This is a genomic window from Streptomyces sp. NPDC006529 (genome assembly GCF_040611795.1).
GTDB lineage: Bacteria > Actinomycetota > Actinomycetes > Streptomycetales > Streptomycetaceae > Streptomyces.
Window position 1 is genome coordinate 20,400 of sequence record NZ_JBEXPB010000005.1, and the last position, 20,915, is coordinate 41,314.

Consider the following 20,915-nt stretch of genomic DNA (forward strand, 5'->3'; position numbering starts at 1 on the left):
TCGGGCGGACACCTCCGCCCGCCCGGCCGTTCCCCGTCCCCGCGCGGACTCAGACGCTCAGCACGATCTTGCCCCGGGTCCGGCCGGCCCGGCTGATCTCCCATGCCTTCGCCGCCTCGGCGAGCGGCAGCACGTGCTCCACGTTCACCACCAGCGCGCCGCTGTCCGCCAGTTCGGCGAGCGCGGTCAGGTCGGCGGTGTCGGGACGTACCCACAGCTGGTGCGCGCCCTTGGTCGCGGCCTCGTAATCGGCGATGGAGACCACCCGGTCCCGCTGCTTGACCAGGCCCTGGAGCAGTTCGACGGCCCCGTCCCCGAAGAAGTCGAGGCCCGCGTCGATGCCGTGGGGCGCCAGCGCGCTGATCCGGTCGGCCAGTCCTTCGCCGTAGAGCACGGGCTCGGCGCCCAGGGAGCGCAGGTAGTCGTGGTTGTGCGTCCCGGCCGTGCCGATCACCCGGGCGCCCAGGGCGACGGCGATCTGCACGCCCAGCGAACCGGTGCCGCCCGCCGCCGAGTGGATGACGACGGTCTCGCCCGCCGTGACGTTCACGCGCTTCAGGGACTGGTAGGCGGTGAGCCCGGCCAGCGGGATGCCCGCGGCCTGCTCGAAAGTCAGCTCGCGGGGCTTGCGGGCGAGGGTGCGCACGGGAGCCGACACCAGTTCGGCGTAGGTGCCGAGCTGCACCCATTCCTTGCGGAGGTAGCCGTACACCTCGTCGCCCACGGCGTAGTCGAAGGTGTCGGCGCCGACGGCTTCGACGACTCCGGCGACGTCCCAGCCGGGTATGACCGGGTAGCGCACCTCCAGGGTCGGATCGAGGTATCCGGCGGCGATCTTCCAGTCGACGGGGTTGACCCCCGCGGCCCTGACCCGGACGAGCACTTCGCCGGGCCCCACCTTGGGTTCGGGCGCGTCGACGAGTTCGAGGGTGCCGGGAGTGCCGTCGGTGCCGTACGCGGAGTAAGTGATTGCCTTCATGATCACTCCAACTACCCCTGCTGCAGGGCTATTCCGGAGCGGGTACGGCGGAATCAGGCCGATCAGGCGGGCAGGCTGTTGCGGTGGGAGAGCCGCCGGGCGGCGCTCAGCAGGGCCTGGATCCGGGCCCCCGAGCGCTCGACGTCATCCAAGGGGGAGGGGAAGGGCAGGCGGACGTCGCGGTGCCCGGCGCGGTCTTCGAGGCGCAGGGTGATCCCGTACCGGTCCAGGGCGAGCGGCAGCGCGCGCAGCACCCCGGGGGCGGGCGGCGGCTGGACCAGCCGCAGGAGCAGGGTGACCAGATCGTGGTGGTCGTCGAACAGGTGCGTGAGCATGCCCGCCTCGTAGTCGGCGAGCGGGTCGGGGCGGGCCTCGTCGAGCTCGGTGAGACCGATGTACGAGCGGCCCTCGTCCGTCTCCAGGACCGCCCGGCCGAATTCCACGCACGTGCCGGCGCCGCTGCCGTCCGAACCGTCGGCGTACGGGGTCAGGAGGTGGCCGAGGACCGTGACCCGCGCGCGGACCCGGTCGCGTACGGGGGTCGGCGCGATGTCGGTGAACTCCAGCCGGATCGCGGGCCGGTCGTCGTGCGGCGCGCAGCGGCCGGCGAGCGGGTTCCCGGCGGCGGGGCCGGCGGGGTGCCAGTGCAGGTGCCCGAGCACGTCGGCGCCGTCCAGCCGGCGGACCTCGGTGCGCACGCCGTCGACGGTCACGGTCATGGAGTGGGCGGCGGCCAGTACGGAGCGCGCGCGCTCGGCGTCGGTCGGCCGGGCGGGCGCCGGGTCGGACGCAGCGGGGTGGTCGGGGTCGCCGGACGTGCGCATGCGGATCTCTCCATCGTCCCGAGGGGTTGGTTAGGTATGCCTAACCTAACCCATCTCGGTATCGCTGAGTACCCGGCGCGCCAGCCGGTCCAGGGTCCGCGCGATCCGCTCCCGGCTCAGCCCCAGGGTGTGCCGCTGGTGGTGGTACACCTCGGGGGCCAGCGGGCTGAGCAGGATGTCCACACCGCTCTCCGGGTCCTCCATCCCCGCGTCCGCGAGCAGGGTCCGCACGTGGGCCCGCCAGTGGCTGTAGGCGGCGCCCGTGAAGCGGGCCGGGCCGTGCTCGGCGCCCAGCGCGAGCGGAAGGTGACGCTCCAGCAGGTCCAGGGCGGCGGAGTAGAAGGCGGCCATCCGCTCCGCGGCGGGTGCCCCCGGACCGAGCGGCGGCGGGCCGAAGGCCAGCTTCCCGCGCAGGATGCGCTCGTGCTCGTCCAGCAGCGCGACCGCGATCGAGCGCGGATCGGGGAAGCGGCGGTAGAGGGTGGCCCGGCCCACGCCCGCGGCCTTGGCGATGCGGTCCATCGTGACCGTCCGCGGATCGTGCTCGGCGAACAACTGCTCGGCCGCCGCGAGTATCTGCTCGTGATTGCGTAACGCGTCCACCCGCTTGACGAACCGGGGCGCGGGGGCCGTACGACCCACCGGTTCACGGACCGCGGGGAGCTCGTCGCGAGGCGTCATGGCGGCGACCTTACGTGCTTCGTGTCGTTGTTGGGCTGAACGGGTGAAACGCGAGAGGATGGGGAGATGCACAAGAAGCGTCTGGCCAAGGCGGCCTGGTGAGCAGGTACGACGTCACCGATGAACAGTGGGAGGGGCTCGCGCAGGTGGTACCCCTGCGCAATCGCAACGAGTGGCCGTCCAGAGTGGACCACCGCACCATCCCGACGGCTCCCGATGCGGCCGTCGCCGCGCAGCGCCGGTTCGTGGTGATCCGGGTCCAGATCTTCGCCGACGCGCGCGAGGTGGCCGAGTACCTCATCGCGCAGATCCCCGTCCTGCTCGACCTCACGGGCGCCGACAGCGAAGTGGCCAAGCGGATCCTGGACTTCAGCAGCGGCGTGGTCTTCGGGCTCGGCAGCGGCATGCACCGGGTCGACCGCAACGTCTTCCTGCTGGCCCCCGTCGGCACCGAGGTGGAGGGGATCGCGGCCGCGGCCGTCCCCCGATCGTAGGAAGGTCGCGGCGGCGGAACGGTTCGGCGGCGCCGGGGGTGCCCGGGCGGCCCGTAGCGTCCGGGCATGGACGCCACCTTGGACACCGCCCGCAGCGGCTCCGCCGCCGCGTTACCCCCGCCTGCCCCCTTCCCGCCGGCCGCCCCGCCCCCGCCGGCGGCCCACGTGCCCGCCCCGAGGCCGTACGCCGACCGGCGCCCCGGAGCCGCCGCCCACGCGGCGCCGTACGTCGCCCGGGACGCCGCGGCCGCCCCGCGTCCCGAACCGGACGCCGCGGCCGCTCCGCACCCCGGACCGGGCGCCGCGGCGGTGCGGCACGCCCGGCCCGCCGTCACCGAGCTGCGGCTGTCCGCCTTCGCCGCCCACCGCGCGGCGGTGTTCCCGCTCGCCCCGGTCACCCTCTTCGCGGGGCCCAGCGGCAGCGGCAAGTCCCAGGTGCTGGCCGCGTACGAGGCCCTGGCGCGGCTCGGCTCCGGCGCCCTCCTGGACGAGGTGTTCCCCGACCCGGTGGCCCTCGTACCGGAACGGGCCCGCCCCGACGCCGAGCGGCGCCGCGGCTTCCGGATCGGCTGCACGGTCGACGGCCCGGTGGGTCCGGTCCGCCTCGACCTCGCCGTCCAGGCCGAACCCGCCCTGCGCGTCGTCGGCGAACGGCTCACCGCGGGCGGCCAGATCCTGCTGAACACCGCCCTGCGCGACCCCGGGCGGCGCTCGGTCCAGGCCGCCTGGCTGACCGGCGGCTCCACCGGCGTCACCCGCGCGCCCTTCCCCGACGACCGGCTCGGCACCGCGCTGCTGCCGCTGCGGGTGGCCGGCAGCACCGAGGGCCAGCGACGGGTGCTCGCCGCCGCCGAACAGGTGGTGGTCGCGCTGCGGTCGGTGTTCCCCTGCGACCCCCGACCCGCCGCGATGCGCGCCCCCGTGCCGCCCGGCGAGGGACGGCTGCGTGGCGACTGCGGCAATTTGGCCGACGTACTGCGCCGGACCCGGCAGGAGTGCGGCACCCGGTACGCACTGCTGGTCGGGGCGGCCCGGACCGGCTGCGCGGGCCCCGTCGAGGGGCTGGTGGAGCGGGCCGACACCGAGGGGCGGGTGGTGGCCGCGCTGGAGCGCGGCGTTCTCCCGGCCACCGACCTCGGGCGGCTCGGAGCGGGCGAACTGCGCTTCCTCGCCCTGGCGCTGGTCCTGCTGACCGGCCCCGGGGTGCTGGCCGTCGACCAGGCCGCCGAACTGCTGCCCGCCCAGCAGGCGCTGACCGTCCTCGCCGACGGCTTCGACCGGGGCCTCGACCGGACCCAGCGCGCCGAACTCCTGCGCCTGGCCATGCTGTCGTGCGGCCGCGGGCACGTCCGCCTGGTGGCGGCGGTGGGCGAGGAGGGCGCCGGAAACGCCCGCGAACTGCCCGGGGTGTCGGTGGTAGACCTGTCCCCATGAACGAGAACCCCTCCCCGGAACCGGACCCGGACCCGGACTCGAACCCGGACCTGGACTCGAACCCGGACCTGGACTCGAACCCGGAACAGGACCGGGCGCCGAGCCGGGCGCCGGACGAGCGGCTGGCGCTGCTCCAGCGGCGGCTGGCCGCCTTCGCGGCGGCGCGCGACTGGCAGCCCTTCCACACGCCGAAGAACCTGGCGGTGGCGCTGAGCGTGGAGGCGTCCGAACTGGTCGAGATCTTCCAGTGGCTGACGCCCGAGCAGTCGCAGCGGGTCATGGAGGACCCCGGCACCGCGCACCGTGTGGCGGATGAGGTGGCGGACGTCCTCGCGTACCTGCTGCAGTTCTGCGAGGTTCTCGGGGTGGATGTGCTCGACGCGCTGGCGGCGAAGATCGAGCGTAATGAACGTCGTTTTCCTCTGAAGGTCACTTCGGACGGGGAATGTCACTCTTCGGAGTGATGGCACTGTCCACAACCATGTTTGTGTCCACAGATTTCCGAATACCCCTGGCTTTACTGGCCCGTTGCCCTCACTCTGGGTAGTGATAGGGGAACAGCTGGGTGTCGTGCGGACGGGGGGCGGCATATGGACGCGGTACGGCTGATCGCGGCCGGCCGACACGCTCTGGCGCAGAGCGGGGCGGCGATGGACATCGTGGGCGAGGCCTGGCAGACCCAGGCGCTCGCGCAGGGAACAGGGGGCTGGCTGGCCATATCGGGGCCACCGGAGCTGAGAGCGGAGGCGCGAGGGCTGGGCGAGGCGGGGACCAGAGGCTGCGGGGTGATCGACCGCGCCGCGGTCAGCGGCGAGGGCCGGGTCCCGGACTATCCGCCCAGAGCGGCCCAGCTCACCGAGGTGTCGGATGTCCGCCAGTGCCTGCTCGGGCTCCAGGCGCTGCTGGGTGAAGTGGGGATAGCGCTGGTGGGCGTCGCCTGCGCCACGGACGAGGAGGGCCTGTACTGGCAGTGCATAGAGTCGATCGACGCGGCGGACGAGACGAGCGACCGGGTACGGGCGATCCTGCGCAAGATGACGGTGCGCGAGCGCGGTTCCGCCTCGGGGGTGGTCTGAGCGGGCCCGGCAGCGGAGGGGCGCGGGCGGCCCGTCGGGGTCCCGCCGTGCGGGGCGGCGGGCCGCGCGCGTCGCCGGACCCGTTCAGCGCACCGTGGACGGCTGCTCGCTCGCGGGGGCGCGGTCGGGGGCGCCGGGGCCCTGGTGGCTCAGGTGGCCTCGGCGGCTCCGGCGGAGCGGACAGCGGCCGACTGGAGATCGGCGTCGAGATCGCAGAGGTCGGCGTTCAGCGCCGCCATCAGCTCCTCCATCTGCTGCAGCAGCCCCTTCGGCGCTCCGCCGCTCGGGGCGCCGGCGCCGGCCTCTTGGGGGAGCGGGTGCTCCGCTGCTTGTCCGGTCTGTCCTGAGCGCTCGGGCACGGACTCGTGGGACATGGCGGCCTCCTCGGCCCCGGCCCTTCCGGGGAGGGAAGGGGGGTGGTGGACGCGCTGACGCAAGCCGCCGGCGCGCGGTCCGGCGGTCCGGCTCCGTCGGGAAAACGATCCCCTTCGGCGCCGGTCACTGGCGCGGCCGGGCGCGGCCCTTGCGGGTGACCCGGATTCACCCGGGCGGGGCGCGGGGCAGGATGGGGAGCATGGATCTGCGGATTTTCACCGAGCCCCAGCAGGGTGCGGACTACGACACCCTCCTCACCGTCGCCCGGGCCGCCGAAGAACTCCACTTCGACGCCTTCTTTCGCTCCGACCACTACCTCAGCATGGGTTCCGCCGACGGGCTGCCCGGGCCGACCGACGCCTGGATCACCCTGGCCGGGCTGGCCAGGGAGACCAGCCGGATCCGGCTGGGCACCCTGGTGACGGCGGGCACCTTCCGCCTGCCCGGCGTCCTCGCCATCCAGGTGGCACAGGTGGACCGGATGTCCGGCGGCCGGGTCGAACTCGGCCTGGGCGCCGCCTGGTACGAGGCGGAGCACCGGGCCTACGGCATCCCCTTCCCGCCCGAGCGCGGGGCCCGCCTGGAGGAACAGCTGGCGATCGTCACCGGACTGTGGAACACCGCGCCGGGCGACACCTTCGACTTCGACGGCACCTACTACCGGCTGGAGAAGTCGCCCGCGCTGCCCAAGCCGCTGCAGGAGCGGGTGCCCGTCGTGGTCGGCGGGCGCGGCACGAAGCGGACCCCGCGCCTGGCGGCGACGTACGCGGACGAGTTCAACATGGCCTTCGCCCCGCTCGCCGACACCGAGGCGCAGTTCGGCCGGGTCCGGGGCGCGGCCGTGGCCGCGGGGCGGGCGCCCGACGACCTCGTCTACTCCAGCGCGCTCGTCGCCTGCGTCGGCCGCGACGACGCCGAGGTGGCCCGCCGGGCCGCCGCCATCGGCCGGGACGTGGCGGAACTCAAGGCCGACGGTCTGGCGGGCACCCCCGACGAGGTGGTGGAGCGGATCGCCGCCTTCCAGGCCATCGGCTGCTCGCGGATCTACCTCCAGGTGCTCGACCTCGACGACCTGGACCACCTGGAGCTGATCTCCTCCCGCGTGATGCCCCAGCTGGGCGGGTGAGCGGGCGATGACCCGCGCCAGCACCCCCCTGGCCGAGGCCTTGGGCCACCGGACGCTGGTCCTGGACGGCGGCCTCGGCAACCAGCTCACCGACCAGGGCTGCGACCTGAGCGGCGGTCTGTGGTCGGCGCGCGTCCTGGCCGAGGACCCGGCGCAGGTCCGGGCCGCGCACACGGCGTACGCCCGGGCGGGGGCCGAGGTGCTGATCACCGCGAGCTACCAGGTGGGGCTGGAGGCCTTCGCCCGCCACGGCTACGACCGGCGCCGCACCACCGCCCTGCTGCGCGACGCCGTCACCCTGGCAGACGGGGCGGCGCGGGCGGTGGGACACGAGGTGTGGGTGGCCGCGTCCGTCGGGCCGTACGGGGCGACCCTCGCCGACCGTTCCGAGTACCGCGGCCGGTACGGGCTGAGCGTGCGCGAGCTGGCCGCCTTCCACCGGCCCCGGATCGAGACCCTGCTGGAGGCGGGGGCCGACGTACTGGCCCTGGAGACCGTCCCGGACACCGACGAGGCGCTGGCCCTGTTGTCCGTGCTCGCCGGGACGGGGGCGCGGGCCTGGCTGTCGTACACGGTGGCGGGGGACCGTACCCGGGCCGGCCAGCCGCTGGCGGACGCCTTCGCGCTGGCCGCCGCCGCACCCGAGGTGATCGCGGTCGGCGTCAACTGCTGCGCGGCGGCCGATGTCCTGCGCGCCCTGGAGACGGCGGCCGCGGCGACGTCGAAGCCCCTGCTGGCGTACCCCAACGACACCTCGGGCACCGCCGACTGGCCCCTCGACGCCTGGCAGCGGGCGGGCGCCCGGATGATCGGAGGCTGCTGCGGGGTGGGCCCGGCCCGGATCGCCGCCCTGGCGGACGCTCTGCCCGCGGCCGAGCCGCGGGGCGGCGGCGGCCGCCGGTCCGTGTGAACCGCACGCCCCCCGTTAGGTCGTATGGGGGAACTTTGCCCGGGAAGTCCCTGGAAACACCGGGCGGGATCGTTCTTCCAGGGCAGCGGAAATTTCCGCGACCCTGGAAGGACGGAACGTCAGATATGAAGATGACCGCGCGCGGAAGCCTTGCGGCGCTCATGACCTGTATGGCCGCGGCGGGTGCGGCGAGCCCGGCCCTCGCGAGCACGGTGCCGGTGGGGGTCCCGCTGGAAGCCGTGGAGACCACGCTCGGGGTGGACACCCCGCGGGTGGCCACCGGAGTGCCCGTGCCGGTCGTGGGCGCTCCCGACGTGCCCCGGCACCACACCGGGGACCTGCTCCCCACTCCGCTCGTCCCGACCATCCCGGTCGGCACCGAGCTGGGCCGCACCGGGATCACCTCCCCGGTGCCGAACCTGCTGGGCCGGCCGGAGACCGACGGTGAGGGTTCCCTGGACTCGCCGGAGACGACCCTGCTGGCACGCACCGCCGGGGTGGTCGTCGGAGCCCCCCTCTCGATGCCCGACGGGCACAACTACGGGCTGCCCAACCTGGTCGCCCCCAAGTTGGGAGTGATCGCCCCGGAACTGACGGGTTCCCCTTCGGCGCTGCTCGGCCTGCGCTGAGTCGACGGATCGTCAAAACGCCGCCCGGTCTGCGAACGTGTACGCCATGGGATTCCATGTCGACTCCGAGACCGGGCGGCTGCGCCGCGTCATCCTCCACCGGCCTGATCTGGAGCTGAAGCGGCTGACGCCGAGCAACAAGGACGCGTTGCTCTTCGATGACGTGCTGTGGGTGCGCCGGGCGCGGCAGGAGCACGACGGTTTCGCCGACGTGCTGCGCGACCGGGGGGTGGAGGTGCACCTCTTCGGCGATCTGCTGGGCGAGTCCATGGAGATCCCGGAGGCGCGCCACCTCGTGCTGGACCGGGTCTTCGACGAGAAGGAGTACGGCCCCCTCGCCACCGATCACCTGCGGGCCGCCTTCGAGGGACTGAACTCCGTGGAGCTGGCCGAGGCGCTGGTCGGCGGGATGACCAAGCGGGAGTTCCTGGAGCGGTACGCCGAGCCCGTCTCGGTCCGCTTCCACGCCATGGAGTTGGACGACTTCCTGCTGATGCCGCTGCCGAACCACCTGTTCACCCGGGACACTTCGGCCTGGATCTACGACGGCGTGTCCATCAACGCCATGCGCTGGCCCGCCCGGCAGCGCGAGACCGTGCACTTCGAGGCGATCTACAAGCACCACCCGCTGTTCACGGCGTCCGGCGCCTTCCACTACTGGACCCAGGGCCAGGCCGACTACCCCTCGACCATAGAGGGCGGGGACGTCCTGGTCATCGGCAACGGCGCGGTGCTGATCGGGATGAGCGAGCGGACGACTCCGCAGGCGGTGGAGATGCTGGCGCGCGGACTGTTCGCCGCCGGCTCGGCGACCTCCATCGTGGCCCTGGACATGCCCAAGCGGCGGGCCTTCATGCACTTGGACACCGTCATGACGATGGTCGACGGGGACACCTTCACCCAGTACGCCGGTCTCGGCATGCTCCCCTCCTACACGATCGAGCCGGGCAACGGGGACCAGGAACTCAAGGTCACCGACCACCCGCCGGAGCACATGCACCGGGCGATAGCGGCGGCGCTGGGCCTGGACTCGATCCGGGTGCTGACCGCCACGCAGGACGTCCACTCGGCGGAGCGGGAGCAGTGGGACGACGGCTGCAACGTGCTGGCCGTGGAGCCGGGGGTGGTCGTCGCCTACGAGCGGAACGTCACCACCAACACCCACCTGCGCAAGGAGGGCATCGAGGTGATCGAGATCCCGGGCAGCGAGCTGGGCCGCGGGCGGGGCGGACCGCGCTGCATGAGCTGTCCCGTCGAGCGCGACGCCGTCTGAGGCCGGGCGGCGGCGGGGCACGGGCGGCGGCACGGGCACGGAGCGGGGGACAGGGGGCTGTATATCAATGCAGGGGATCGTATAGACTTCCAATACCCCCTGTCCCGTGACTCAGGAGCGCCCCCATGGCCACCGACCTCGTCGGCCGCAGTTTCCTCAAGGAGCTCGACTTCACCGCCGCCGAGTTCCGCGGCCTGATCGAGCTGGCCGCGGAACTCAAGGGCGCCAAGCGGGCGGGCGCCGAGGAGCGGCGGCTCCAGGGCCGCAACATCGCGCTGATCTTCGAGAAGACCTCCACCCGCACCCGCTGCGCCTTCGAGGTGGCGGCCGCGGACCAGGGCGCGTGCACCACGTACCTCGACCCCTCCGGCTCGCAGATGGGCCACAAGGAGTCGGTCAAGGACACCGCGCGCGTCCTGGGCCGGATGTTCGACGGCATCGAGTACCGGGGCGACAGCCAGGACGTGGTGGAGGAACTGGCGGCGCACGCGGGCGTGCCCGTCTTCAACGGGCTCACCGACGACTGGCACCCCACCCAGATGCTCGCGGACGTCCTCACGATGACCGAGCACTGCCCGGGCAGGCCGCTGGAGCGGATCGCCTTCGCCTACCTCGGTGACGCCCGCTTCAACATGGGCAACTCCTACCTGGTCACGGGCGCCCTGCTCGGCATGGACGTGCGGATCGTGGCGCCGAGGGCGTACTGGCCCGCCGAGCCGGTGGTGGCCGCGGCCCGCGCGCTCGCGGAGGCCAGCGGCGCCCGGATCACCCTCACCGAGGAGATCGCCGAGGGCGTCGCCCAGGCCGATTTCGTCATCACCGACATCTGGGTGTCCATGGGGGAGCCCAAGGAGGTCTGGGACGAGCGGATCGCGGCCCTGTCGCCGTACGCCGTCACCATGGACGTCCTGCGCGCCAGCGGGAACCCGGACGTCAAGTTCATGCACTGCCTGCCCGCCTTCCACGACCTGGGCACGAAGGTGGCCCGCGAGATCCACGAGCGGCACGGCCTGGAATCGCTGGAAGTGACGGACGAGGTGTTCGAGTCCGCGCACTCCGTCGTCTTCGACGAGGCGGAGAACCGGCTGCACACCATCAAGGCGGTCCTGGTCGCGACGCTCGCGAAGCCGTAGGGCCCGCAGGTCCTCGGACGGCCCTCAGCACACCGCGGCGGTCGGCCGCGCGGGCAGGGTGAACCAGATGGCCTTGCCGCGCGCCGTCGGCCGGTGTCCGCACGCGGAGCTGAGGGCGCTGAGCAGCAGCAGGCCGCGTCCGTGCTCCTGCCAGGGGTCCGGCGGCGGCGGGTGGAGGTCGCCGGGCGGCCGGGGATCGCCGTCGTGGACCTCGACCTGACAGCCGTTCGCCAGCAGCTCCACCACGAGTTCTATGGGCCCGTCCGCGCGGGTGTGCTCCACGGCGTTGGCGACCAGCTCCGCCGTCAGCAGCTCGGCGGTGTCGCTGTCGGCGCCCGTCGCGGCCTCGGCGAGCGCGGTGCGCACCAGGGCGCGGGCGATCGGCACCGCGGCGGTCGTGTGCGGGAGGGCGATCCGCCAGGCGGAGTCGTCGGGCATGGGTGTCCGTCCGTTCCGTCGGGGCCGGGGGAGGGCTGGGGTCGTAGGAAGAGGTCCCGCCTTCAACCATACGGAGGGGCCGTCCCGGGGCACCGGGCGCCCCTGCGTCTGCGCGCGGGACGCGCGTTCCTTCCGGCCGGGACCTTCGGGCGTGCGGCGCATCGGCATCGGATCTCCCCTCTCCGTGTCGCATCCTGTGGTGCGTTTCCGTGGTGCGTTTCCGTGGTGCGATTCGGTCGTGCGATTCCGTGTTGCGTTTCCCTGACGACAGTCACGATCCGGTGATACCGTCACCGTGTGAGCCCCTTCACCGGTTCCGCAGCCCCCACCGAACGGTGGCGCCACCTCCGGCTGACCCGCCAGGACGGCGTGGCCACCGTGACCCTCGACCGCCCCGAGAAGCTGAACGCGCTCACCTTCGGCGCCTACGCCGATCTGCGCGACCTGCTGGCCGAACTCTCGCGCGAGAGATCCGTCCGCGCCCTCGTCCTCGGGGGCGAGGGCCGCGGCTTCTGCTCCGGCGGCGACGTCGACGAGATCATCGGCGCCACCCTCGCGATGGACACCGCACAGCTCCTCGACTTCAACCGGATGACCGGACAGGTCGTCCGCGCCATCCGTGAATGCCCCTTCCCCGTCATCGCCGCCGTACACGGGGTGGCCGCCGGGGCGGGTGCCGTTCTCGCCCTCGCCGCCGACTTCCGGATCGCCGATCCCACCGCCCGGTTCGCCTTCCTCTTCACCCGAGTGGGCCTCTCCGGCGGCGACATGGGCGCCGCCTACCTGCTGCCCCGGGTCGTCGGCCTCGGCCACGCCACCCGGCTGCTGATGCTCGGCGAACCCGTCCGGGCCGCCGAGGCCGAACGCATCGGCCTGCTCAGCGAACTGACGGAGGAGGGCGGGGCCGACGCCCGGGCCGCCGAACTCGCCGCACGCCTCGCCGCCGGCCCCGCCCTCGCCCACGCCCAGACCAAGGCCCTGCTCACCGCCGAACTCGACATGCCGCTGGCCGCTTCCGTGGAACTGGACGCGGCCACCCAGGCCCTGCTGATGAACGGCGCCGACTACGCCGAATTCCACGCCGCCTTCACCGAGAAGCGGCCACCCCGATGGAGCGGAAGGTGAAGGTGGCGCCATGAAGGTCGCTGTCGTGGGCGGGGGACCCGGGGGACTGTACGCCGCCGTCCTGCTGGCCCGGCAGGGCCACCGGGTCGAGGTGTGGGAGGCCAACGCCCCCGACGACACCTTCGGCTTCGGCGTGGTGCTCTCCGACGAGACGCTCGGCGGCATCGAACGCGCCGACACCGAGGTCTACGCCGCGCTGTCCGCCGAGTTCGTCCGCTGGGACGACATCGACATCGTCCACCGCGGCCGGGTCCTGACCTCCGGCGGCCACGGCTTCGCCGCCCTCGGCCGCCGCAGGCTCCTGGAGATCCTGCACGCGCGCTGCGCAGCCCTGGGCGTCCGGCTCCGCTTCCGCACCCGGCTGCCGGCGGCCCAGGCGCTGGGGCCGACGCACGACCTGGTCATCGCGGCCGACGGGGTGCACAGCGCCACGCGGGCGGCGGGCGCCGAGACCTTCCGCCCGCGGCTGGAGAGCGGCCGCAGCCGGTACATCTGGCTGGCCGCCGACTTCGCCTTCGACGCCTTCCGCTTCGAGATCGCCGAGACCGAACACGGCGTCATGCAACTGCACGGCTACCCCTACTCCGCCGACTCCTCCACCGTCATCGTCGAAATGCGCGAAGAGGTCTGGCGGGCCGCCGGACTCGACCTGTGCGACGAGGCGGAATCGGCCTCCCGCTGCGCCAAGACCTTCGGCGAGGCGCTGCGCGGGCGCTCCCTGCGCGGCAACCGCTCCACCTGGACCGCGTTCCGCACGGTCGTCAACGACCGGTGGTCGCAGGGCAACGTGGCCCTCCTCGGGGACGCCGCGCACACCGCCCACTTCTCCATCGGCTCGGGCACCAAACTCGCCGTCGAGGACGCCCTCGCACTCGCCGAAGCCGTCCGCGAACGGCCCGGCCCCGCCGACGTGCCCGCCGCGCTCGCCGCCTACGAGGCCGCGCGCCGCCCGGCCGTGGCCAGCACCCAGCGCGCGGCGGCGGCCAGCATGCGCTGGTTCGAGGAACTCGCCGGATACGTCGACCAGCCGCCCCGGCAGTTCGCCTTCAACCTGCTCACCCGCAGCCGCCGGGTCACCCACGGCAACCTGCGGCTGCGCGACGAGCGCTTCACCCGCGCCGTCGAGCGGGACTTCGGCTGCCCGGACGCGGCCACCCCGCCCATGTTCACCCCGTACCGGCTGCGCGGCCTGACCCTGCGCAACCGCGTGGTCGTCTCTCCGATGGACATCTACAGCGCCGAGGACGGCGTACCGGGCGACACGCACCTCGTCCACCTCGGCGCGCGGGCCCTCGGCGGCGCGGGCCTGGTCATGACCGAGATGGTCTGCGTCAGCCCCGAAGGGCGGATCACCCCCGCCTGCACCGGCCTCTACACCGACGAACAGGCCGCCGCCTGGACCCGGATCGCCGACTTCGTGCACACCGGCGCACCCGGCACCGCGCTGGGCGTCCAGCTCGGCCACGCGGGGCGCAAGGGATCCACCCGCCGCATGTGGGAGGGCATGGACGAGCCCCTGGACACCGGCAACTGGCCGCTCGTCGCCGCCTCCCCGCTCCCGTACCGGCCCGGCGTCTCGCAGGTCCCCCACGAGCTGGACGCCGCCGGGCTCGCCCGGATCCGCGACCGGTTCGCGGCCGCCGCGATCCGCGCCGCAGGCTGCGGCTTCGACCTGCTCGAACTGCACTGCGCCCACGGCTACCTGCTCTCCGGGTTCCTCTCACCGCTCACCAACCACCGCACCGACGCCTACGGCGGCTCGCCCGCCGCCCGGCTGCGCTTCCCGCTGGAGGTCTTCGACGCCGTCCGCGAGGTGTGGCCCGCCGACCGCCCGATGACCGTCCGGATCTCGGCGACCGACTGGGCGCCCGGCGGCACCACCGCCGACGAGGCCGTCGCCATCGCCGCCGCCTTCGCCGCCCACGGCGCGGACGCCATCGACGTCTCGACCGGCCAGGTCGTCGCCGACGAGGCGCCCGAGTACGGCCGCTCCTACCAGACCCCCTACGCCGACCGGATCCGCAACGCGCTGGGCGTCCCGGTCATCGCGGTGGGCGCCGTCTCCTCCTGGGACGACGTCAACTCCCTGCTCCTCGCCGGGCGCGCCGACCTCTGCGCCCTGGGCCGCCCGCACCTCTACGACCCGCACTGGACCCTGCACGCCGCCGCCGAGCAGGACTACGCGGGCCCGGCCGCCCCCTGGCCCGCCCCCTACCGAGCGGGCAGCCGCAGACCCCCCGTGGGGCGCGGCTGAACCGTACGCTTCGCCGTATGGACGAGCTGGACGGAGTGGAGATCGTCGCCTTCGCGGACGGCGACGCGTTCGACCGCTGGCTGGACGCGCACCACGCGCGCCGCGAGGGCGTGTGGATCAAGGTGGGGAAGAAGAACGCGGGCATCGCGTCCGTCACCGAGGACGAGCTGGTCGACATCGGGCTGTGCCACGGCTGGATCTCCGGGCAGCGCAGGCCGCTGGACGAGCGCCACTACCTCCAGAAGTACGTGCCCCGGCGCCCCCGCAGCCTGTGGTCGCAGGTGAACGTCGACAAGGTCGAGGAGCTGACCGCGGCGGGCCGTATGCGCGAGGCGGGCCTCGCGGAGGTGCGCCGGGCCCGGCAGGACGGCCGCTGGGCCGCCGCCTACGCCCCGCAGAGCACCGCGACGGTCCCCCCGGAGCTCGCGGCCGCCCTCGCGGAGCGCCCCGGCGCGGCGGCGGCCTTCGCGGCCCTGACCGCGTCGCAGCGCTACCAGCTGATGCTCCCGCTCCTCCAGGCCCTCACCCCGCGAAGCCGCGAGACCCGGCTGGCGGCGGTCCTCACCCGCCTGACGGCGCGGCCGGACTCCTGAAACGAGATCTCCTCAGCCGTCCGCACGCGGGACGATGACCGAGCGGTCCCACAGCGGGACGTAGCCGAGGCGCGGGTAGAGCCGGTTGCTGGTGGGGTTGGCGAGGTCGGTGAAGAGCAGCACCTCGGCCGCGCCCGCCGTGCGGGCGGCCAGGGTGGCGGCGTGGGTCGCGCCCGCCGCGTGGCCGCGGCCGCGGTCGGCGGGCGGGGTGTACACGGGGCCGATGCGGGCCGTGGCGGCCTGGGGGCGGGAGAAGCTCGCCAGCGACACGGGCCGCCCGGCCGGGTCCTGCCACAGCAGGATCCCGCCGTAGGAGATCCGGTCGCGGATCCACGTCTCGCCCGCGGTGGGGGTGTCCGCCTCCGCGGCGAAGGCGGCGAGCCACTCCAGCACCAGCGGGACGTCCTCCTCCGCGGCGGGGCGGGCGCGGCCCGCGGGCGCGGGCGAGGGGGCCAGGGGGGCCTCCAGCCGGAACAGCCGCTCCCGGTGGTCCTCCACCGGGCGGCCCCAGGCCCTCGCCAGCACCTCGGCGTCCTGGCTGCGCGCGTTGAACCCGCCGAGCCCGGCCAGGAACGGCTCGGTGTGCAGGACGGACCCCAGCGCGGCCACCGCCTCGGCGGGCGCCGCGCCCACCAGGACGGGATGCGGCGGAGTGCACGCCAGGACCCCCGCGACCGCGCCGTCCGCGCCGGTCCACCAGCCGAAGTAGGGACTGCCGTCGCCGAAGGCCCCCGGGCCGCGCCGGCGCAGGGCGTCGGTGGTGGTCAGCAACAGCGTGTTGGACACCGGGTCGGCCCGCAGCGCGGGGCCCGCCGTGTCGAGGAACGCTGTCAGGTCATCAGTGAAAGTCCAGGTCATGGGCCATTGTGCGACGGAGCCGGGAGCCCGGGCACCTCGTTTTCCGGGCCGCACCCCCGGTCGCCCCCGGGGCCCCGCGCCGGATCAGGAAGCCGGTGTCCCGGACCGCGCGAAGAGCGCCCCCCGCTCCCACAGCAGCGCGTGCAGCTCCGCGAACACCGCCGCGGCGCGCTCGCCCGGCCAGTCGCGGGGCAGCAGGTCCGACGGCAGGCCGGGGTCGGCGTAGGGCAGCCGCCGCCAGGAATCCAGCACCATCAGGTAGTCGTGGTAGGCCTGCTCCGGGGTCGGCGCGGGGCCCGACCGCCAGCCCCGCAGCACCGGTTCGTGCAGCCCCAGGAACTCCTCGTGCTGCTTGGCCAGCGCGGCCAGGTCCCACCACCGGGACACCGCCTCCGCGGTGGCGGCGAAGCCGAGGTGCGCCCCGCGGAACAGGTCCACGTACGGGGTCAGCCCGAGGCGTTCCAGCGTGTGCCGGGTCTCCTCGTACAGCGCCGCCGGGGCGATCCACACGCCCGGCGCGGCCGTGCCGAAGCCGAGGCGGGCCAGACGGGAGCGCAGCAGGTGCCGCTTGTGCCGCTCCGCCTCGGGCACGGAGAACACCGCCAGCAGCCACTGCCCGGCGGAGCCGGCGCCGCCGGGCGCGCGGGCGGCGTAGATCCGGCGGTCGCCGTCCGCCAGCAGCTGGCGCGCCTCCTCGGAGAGGTCGTACGCCGCCGCGCCGTCCGCACCGCGCGCGGGCAGGATGAAGCCGCGCCGCTTGAGCCGGGACACCGAGGAGCGGACCGCGGGGGCGTCCACCCCGGCCGCGCCCAGGAGGCGGATCAGGGCGGACACCGGGACGGGCCCGTCGAAGGTGCGCCCGTAGGCGCCGTAGAAGGTGACGATCAGGGATCGCGGAGTGTGCTGCTCGGCCACGGGATCACTCTAGATCGCGCAACCGGTAGCGCTGAAGCTTCCCCGTCGGGGTCCGCGGCAGCGCGGGCAGGAAGACGAAGGCGCGCGGGCACTTGTGGGGGGCCAGCTCCGCCCGCATGAACGCGCGCAGATCCTCCTGCGACGGCTCCGATCCCGTCCGGGCCACCACGTAGGCCACCGCGACCTGCCCGCGTCGCTCGTCCGGGCGGCCGATCACCGCGGCCTCCACCACGTCCGGGTGGCGCAGCAGGGCCTCCTCCACCTCCGGGCCCGCGATGTTGTACCCCGCCGAGATGATCATGTCGTCGGCGCGGGCGACGTAGCGGAAGTAGCCGTCCCGGTCACGGACGTAGGTGTCGCCGGTGATGTTCCAGCCGTCCCGCACGTAGTCGCCCTGGCGCGGATCGGCCAGGTAGCGGCAGCCGACCGGGCCGCGCACCGCGAGCAGCCCCGGCTCCTCGTCGGCCACCTCGCGGCCCGTCCCGTCCACCACCCGCGCCTGCCAGCCCGGAACCACGCGGCCGGTGGTGCCCGGGCGGATGTCCGCGTCGGCCGCCGAGATGAAGATGTGCAGCAGTTCGGTGGCCCCGATGCCGTTGATGATGCGCAGGCCGGTGCGCTCGTACCACTCCTGCCAGGTGGCGGCCGGCAGGTTCTCGCCCGCCGACACGCAGCGCCGCAGCGCCGAGAGGTCGTGCGCCGCCGGCTCGTCGAGCATCGCCCGGTAGGCGGTGGGAGCCGTGAACAGCACGGTCACCCGGTGCTCGGCCAGCGCGGGCAGCAGCACGCGCGGCCCCGCCTGCTCCAGCAGCAGCGCCGAGGCCCCCGCCCGCAGCGGGAAGACCACGAGCCCGCCCAGGCCGAAGGTGAAGCCGAGCGGCGGGCTGCCGGTGAACACGTCGTCGGGGCGCGGGCGCAGGATCCGCCGGGAGAAGGTGTCGGCGACCGCCAGGACGTCCCGGTGGAAGTGCATGCAGCCCTTGGGCCGGCCGGTGGTGCCGGAGGTGAAGGCGATCAGCGCCACGTCGTCGGCGGAGGTGTCCACGGCGCGGTACGGGGCGGCGGGGCTCCGCTCGGCCAGGCGCAGCAGGTCATCCGGGTCCCCACCGCCGTACGGGGTGATCCGCAGCCCCGGGACCTCGGCCCGGACCAGGTCCTCCAGCACGTCCGCGTGGCACAGGGCGTGCCCGACCCGGGCCATCTCGCACACGGTGGCCAGCTCCTGGGACCGCTGCTGGGCCAGGACGGTGACGGCGACCCCGCCCGCCTTCATGACCGCCAGCCAGCAGGCGGCGAGCCAGGGCCCGGTGGGTCCGCGCAGCAGCACCCGGTTCCCGGGGACCACGCCGAGGTCCGCGGTGAGCACGTGCGCGAGCCGGTCCACCCGCTCGCGCAACGCGCCGTACGACCAGACCTCGCCGGCCTGGGTGCGGAAGGCCGGGCGGTCCGCGCCGAACCGGCCGATGGTGGCGTCGAGCAGCTCGGTCCCGCAGTTCAGCCGGTCCGGATAGGCCAGTTCCGGGAGCTGGAAGAGGAGTTCGGGCCAGGCGTGGGACGGCGGCAGGTGGTCGCGGGCGAAGGTGTCGGCATGGGCGGAAGGCATGAGTTTCAAGGCGGGTTCGCCCCCTGGCGACGGTCCGGGATGGGGGTGGTGCCGGCCGTGCGGTCGCGTGACGAGCGTATCGTGATGGTGACGACAGTCAACTGCACGCGATAAGACTGGTACGACAGATTCAGGCACACGGACGCACGCGCTCCCGCGGAGAACTGAGGCTTCGGATGACCGGATTCGCGCTCGACCCCGAACAAGAGCAAGAGTGCGAGCGGCTGCGCGCCCTCGCCACGGAGCGGCTCCGGCCGCTCGCCGAAAAGGGTGAACCGGGACGCGTCAACCGGCCGCTGCTCGCCGCGCTCGGCGAACACGGCCTGCTGGAGCGGGTCTTCGCCGCGGGCGCCCTGGAGCTGTGCCTGCTGCGGGAGTCCCTCGCCTACGGCTGCACCGAGGCCGAGACGGCCCTCGCCCTCCAGGGGCTCGGCGCGCACCCCGTCCTGCGCGCCGGGAGCCCGGAGCAGTGCGCGCGCTGGCTGCCAGGCGTACGGGCGGGCCGCACGGTCGCGGCCTTCGCGCTGAGCGAGCCGGGCGCGGGCTCGGACGCGGCCGCGTTGGCGCTGGCGGCGCGGCCGGTCGCGGGCGGCGCGGGTGGGGGCTGGCGGCTCACCGGGGAGAAGCGCTGGATCTCCAACGCCCCCGAAGCCGACTTCTACACCGTCTTCGCCCGGACCGGCGAGGGGCCCGGTGCCCGGGGCGTCAGCGCGTTCCTGGTCCCCGCCGACCGCCCCGGACTCGGCGGCGAGGCCCTCGACATGCTCTCCCCGCACGCGATCGGCGCCCTGACCTTCGACGGGGTACCGGTCGGCCCCGAGGACCTGCTCGGCGAGCCGGGCGGGGGCTTCCGCGTCGCCATGGACACCCTCAACCGCTTCCGGCCCAGCGTCGGCGCCTTCGCCGTCGGCATGGCCCGGGCGGCCCTGGACGCGACCTTGGCCCACACCGCGCACCGCGCCGCGTTCGGCGGCGTACTCGGCGACCTCCAGGCGGTGGCCCACCGGGTCGCCGAGATGGCCACCCGCACGGAGGCCGCCCGGCTGCTCGTCTACGCGGCGGCCGCGGCCTACGACGCGGACAGCGGCTCGCCGGACGTGCCCCGGCGGGCGGCCATGGCGAAACTGCTCGCCACGGAGAGCGCGCAGTACGTCGTCGACCACGCGGTCCAACTGCACGGCGCGGTCGCCCTCCAGCGCGGCCACCTGCTGGAACACCTGTACCGCGAGGTACGGGCACCGCGGATCTACGAGGGGGCGAGCGAGGTGCAGCGCACGATCATCGCGCGGTCGCTGTACGCGCAGCACGCGTCGGCGGAGCAGCACGCACCGGCGGAGGTGGACCGGTGATCGAACGCATCAACCCGCCCGGGCTCTCCCCGGCGACCGGTTTCTCGCACGCGGTCGCCGCCACCGGCTCCCGGCTGGTCCTGCTGGCCGGCCAGACCGCGCTCGACGCGGCGGGCGCGGTGGTGGGGGACACCCTGCCCGAGCAGTTCGAACGGGCACTGGCCAACCTGCTGGCCGCGCTCGCGGCGGCGGGCGGCGGCCCCGCGGACCTGGCCCGGGTGACCGTGTACGCCGTGGACGTGGCGGAGTACCGCGCCTGCGCCCCGGAACTGGGCCGGATCTGGCGCAGGCTGGCGGGCCGCGACTATCCGGCGATGGCCGTCATCGGCACCACGCGCCTGTGGGACGAGCAGGCCCTGGTCGAACTCGACGGCATCGCGGTCCTCGCCTAGGGTTGAAATGCACTATTTCAGATAGTTCCGATCATCGGAGGTGCATGAACATGCGCCGTGCGATCGCCTCGGCCCTGGTTGCCGGGGGTGCCGGAATCGTTCTCGCCCTCGCGCCACTGGGCAGCGCCGTCGCGGCGGGTCTCCCCGAGACCCACCCGCAGACCTGGTGGTGCTCCGACCAGTGGCACGGACAGGACTGGCGTACCTGCTGCGACCCCTCGCGCGGGGACGACCGTCCCAGCTGGTGCTGGGACTCGGACACCCACAACCGGCACCACGCCGGCAACTGGGACCACCACTGGAACGACGGCAACTGGAACCACGACAGCAGCTGGAACGACAGCTGGAACCACGACAGCAATTGGAACCACGACAGCAATTGGAACCACGACGGCAACTGGAGCCACGACAGCAGTTGGAACCACGACCACCGCTGAGCCGAACGAGAGGAAGG

Annotated in this window: 23 protein-coding genes; 15 read left to right on the forward strand and 8 right to left on the reverse strand. The window is 74.0% G+C overall.

Going from position 1 to position 20,915, the window contains the following annotated elements; all coding sequences use genetic code 11:
• Positions 1-49: 49 nt before the first annotated feature.
• The 3 genes from ABZY31_RS06155 to ABZY31_RS06165 all read right to left on the reverse strand — a co-directional run bounded on the left by ABZY31_RS06155 (position 50) and on the right by ABZY31_RS06165 (position 2,484).
• On the reverse strand, positions 50-979 hold the full coding sequence (locus ABZY31_RS06155; protein ID WP_356405347.1) for an NADP-dependent oxidoreductase: 930 nt from the start codon (positions 977-979) through the stop codon (positions 50-52).
• A gap of 62 nt (positions 980-1,041) precedes the next feature.
• Positions 1,042-1,803, reverse strand: a complete 762-nt coding sequence (locus ABZY31_RS06160; protein WP_356405349.1) for a DUF2470 domain-containing protein — start codon at positions 1,801-1,803, stop codon at positions 1,042-1,044.
• A gap of 45 nt (positions 1,804-1,848) precedes the next feature.
• The gene (locus ABZY31_RS06165; protein WP_356405351.1) at positions 1,849-2,484 is read right to left on the reverse strand and encodes a helix-turn-helix domain-containing protein; all 636 of its coding nucleotides are present in this window, start codon (positions 2,482-2,484) and stop codon (positions 1,849-1,851) included.
• 98 nt (positions 2,485-2,582) lie between these two features.
• Here ABZY31_RS06165 and ABZY31_RS06170 point away from each other — a divergent pair, with 98 nt between their 5' ends.
• The 4 genes from ABZY31_RS06170 to ABZY31_RS06185 all read left to right on the forward strand — a co-directional run bounded on the left by ABZY31_RS06170 (position 2,583) and on the right by ABZY31_RS06185 (position 5,488).
• On the forward strand, positions 2,583-2,978 hold the full coding sequence (locus ABZY31_RS06170; protein ID WP_356405353.1) for a cell division protein SepF: 396 nt from the start codon (positions 2,583-2,585) through the stop codon (positions 2,976-2,978).
• A gap of 66 nt (positions 2,979-3,044) precedes the next feature.
• On the forward strand, positions 3,045-4,412 hold the full coding sequence (locus tag ABZY31_RS06175) for an ATP-binding protein (RefSeq protein ID WP_356405355.1): 1,368 nt from the start codon (positions 3,045-3,047) through the stop codon (positions 4,410-4,412).
• A gap of 122 nt (positions 4,413-4,534) precedes the next feature.
• Positions 4,535-4,876: a nucleotide pyrophosphohydrolase gene (locus ABZY31_RS06180; protein WP_356405640.1), complete on the forward strand. Its 342-nt coding sequence runs from the start codon at positions 4,535-4,537 to the stop codon at positions 4,874-4,876.
• A 126-nt stretch (positions 4,877-5,002) separates the two neighbouring features.
• Positions 5,003-5,488, forward strand: a complete 486-nt coding sequence (locus ABZY31_RS06185; RefSeq protein WP_356405357.1) for a DUF6099 family protein — start codon at positions 5,003-5,005, stop codon at positions 5,486-5,488.
• A 149-nt stretch (positions 5,489-5,637) separates the two neighbouring features.
• Here the strand turns inward: ABZY31_RS06185 and ABZY31_RS06190 are convergent, their stop codons facing one another.
• Positions 5,638-5,862 (reverse strand): hypothetical protein, encoded by a 225-nt coding sequence (locus ABZY31_RS06190; protein ID WP_356405662.1) that lies wholly within the window; start codon positions 5,860-5,862, stop codon positions 5,638-5,640.
• A 200-nt stretch (positions 5,863-6,062) separates the two neighbouring features.
• Between ABZY31_RS06190 and ABZY31_RS06195 the strand changes: the two genes are divergently transcribed.
• From ABZY31_RS06195 to argF, 5 genes are all read left to right on the forward strand, one after another.
• Positions 6,063-6,989 carry an LLM class F420-dependent oxidoreductase gene (locus tag ABZY31_RS06195; protein ID WP_356405358.1) on the forward strand — a complete coding sequence of 309 codons (927 nt, stop codon included), beginning with the start codon at positions 6,063-6,065 and terminating at the stop codon, positions 6,987-6,989.
• 7 nt (positions 6,990-6,996) lie between these two features.
• Positions 6,997-7,899 carry a homocysteine S-methyltransferase gene (gene mmuM / locus ABZY31_RS06200; RefSeq protein ID WP_356405360.1) on the forward strand — a complete coding sequence of 301 codons (903 nt, stop codon included), beginning with the start codon at positions 6,997-6,999 and terminating at the stop codon, positions 7,897-7,899.
• A 125-nt stretch (positions 7,900-8,024) separates the two neighbouring features.
• On the forward strand, positions 8,025-8,528 hold the full coding sequence (locus ABZY31_RS06205; RefSeq protein ID WP_356405362.1) for a hypothetical protein: 504 nt from the start codon (positions 8,025-8,027) through the stop codon (positions 8,526-8,528).
• Between the two features lie 46 nt (positions 8,529-8,574).
• Positions 8,575-9,801: an arginine deiminase gene (locus ABZY31_RS06210; protein WP_356405364.1), complete on the forward strand. Its 1,227-nt coding sequence runs from the start codon at positions 8,575-8,577 to the stop codon at positions 9,799-9,801.
• 125 nt (positions 9,802-9,926) lie between these two features.
• Positions 9,927-10,934, forward strand: a complete 1,008-nt coding sequence (argF, locus tag ABZY31_RS06215; RefSeq protein WP_356405366.1) for an ornithine carbamoyltransferase — start codon at positions 9,927-9,929, stop codon at positions 10,932-10,934.
• A 24-nt stretch (positions 10,935-10,958) separates the two neighbouring features.
• On the opposite strand, the gene ABZY31_RS06220 is transcribed toward argF, so the two are convergent.
• Entirely contained in the window at positions 10,959-11,372 is a 414-nt protein-coding gene (locus ABZY31_RS06220) for an ATP-binding protein (RefSeq protein WP_356405368.1), read from the reverse strand.
• 297 nt (positions 11,373-11,669) lie between these two features.
• Between ABZY31_RS06220 and ABZY31_RS06225 the strand changes: the two genes are divergently transcribed.
• Genes ABZY31_RS06225 through ABZY31_RS06235 form a run of 3 tightly spaced genes read left to right on the forward strand, consistent with a single transcriptional unit; the run spans position 11,670 to position 15,344 of the window.
• Positions 11,670-12,497, forward strand: a complete 828-nt coding sequence (locus ABZY31_RS06225) for an enoyl-CoA hydratase family protein (protein ID WP_356405370.1) — start codon at positions 11,670-11,672, stop codon at positions 12,495-12,497.
• Between the two features lie 10 nt (positions 12,498-12,507).
• The gene (locus ABZY31_RS06230; RefSeq protein ID WP_356405372.1) at positions 12,508-14,751 is read left to right on the forward strand and encodes a bifunctional salicylyl-CoA 5-hydroxylase/oxidoreductase; all 2,244 of its coding nucleotides are present in this window, start codon (positions 12,508-12,510) and stop codon (positions 14,749-14,751) included.
• 17 nt (positions 14,752-14,768) lie between these two features.
• Positions 14,769-15,344: a YdeI/OmpD-associated family protein gene (locus ABZY31_RS06235; protein ID WP_356405374.1), complete on the forward strand. Its 576-nt coding sequence runs from the start codon at positions 14,769-14,771 to the stop codon at positions 15,342-15,344.
• Positions 15,345-15,356: 12 nt separating this feature from the next.
• Here ABZY31_RS06235 and ABZY31_RS06240 read toward each other — a convergent pair whose 3' ends face one another.
• The 3 genes from ABZY31_RS06240 to ABZY31_RS06250 all read right to left on the reverse strand — a co-directional run bounded on the left by ABZY31_RS06240 (position 15,357) and on the right by ABZY31_RS06250 (position 18,720).
• Positions 15,357-16,202 carry a GNAT family N-acetyltransferase gene (locus ABZY31_RS06240; RefSeq protein ID WP_356405375.1) on the reverse strand — a complete coding sequence of 282 codons (846 nt, stop codon included), beginning with the start codon at positions 16,200-16,202 and terminating at the stop codon, positions 15,357-15,359.
• Positions 16,203-16,286: 84 nt separating this feature from the next.
• The gene (locus ABZY31_RS06245) at positions 16,287-17,117 is read right to left on the reverse strand and encodes a PaaX family transcriptional regulator C-terminal domain-containing protein (RefSeq protein WP_356405377.1); all 831 of its coding nucleotides are present in this window, start codon (positions 17,115-17,117) and stop codon (positions 16,287-16,289) included.
• Between the two features lie 4 nt (positions 17,118-17,121).
• Positions 17,122-18,720, reverse strand: a complete 1,599-nt coding sequence (locus ABZY31_RS06250) for an AMP-binding protein (RefSeq protein ID WP_356405379.1) — start codon at positions 18,718-18,720, stop codon at positions 17,122-17,124.
• A gap of 176 nt (positions 18,721-18,896) precedes the next feature.
• Between ABZY31_RS06250 and ABZY31_RS06255 the strand changes: the two genes are divergently transcribed.
• Genes ABZY31_RS06255 through ABZY31_RS06265 form a run of 3 tightly spaced genes read left to right on the forward strand, consistent with a single transcriptional unit; the run spans position 18,897 to position 20,898 of the window.
• Complete coding sequence (locus tag ABZY31_RS06255) at positions 18,897-20,069, forward strand: acyl-CoA dehydrogenase (protein ID WP_356405381.1); 1,173 nt, start codon at positions 18,897-18,899, stop codon at positions 20,067-20,069.
• The gene (locus tag ABZY31_RS06260) at positions 20,066-20,461 is read left to right on the forward strand and encodes a RidA family protein (protein WP_356405383.1); all 396 of its coding nucleotides are present in this window, start codon (positions 20,066-20,068) and stop codon (positions 20,459-20,461) included. Before ABZY31_RS06255 ends, ABZY31_RS06260 begins: the two co-directional genes overlap by 4 nt.
• Positions 20,462-20,505: 44 nt before the next feature.
• A complete protein-coding gene (locus tag ABZY31_RS06265; protein ID WP_356405385.1) occupies positions 20,506-20,898 on the forward strand; it encodes a hypothetical protein in 393 nt (130 codons plus the stop codon).
• The last annotated feature ends 17 nt before the right edge of the window (positions 20,899-20,915 follow it).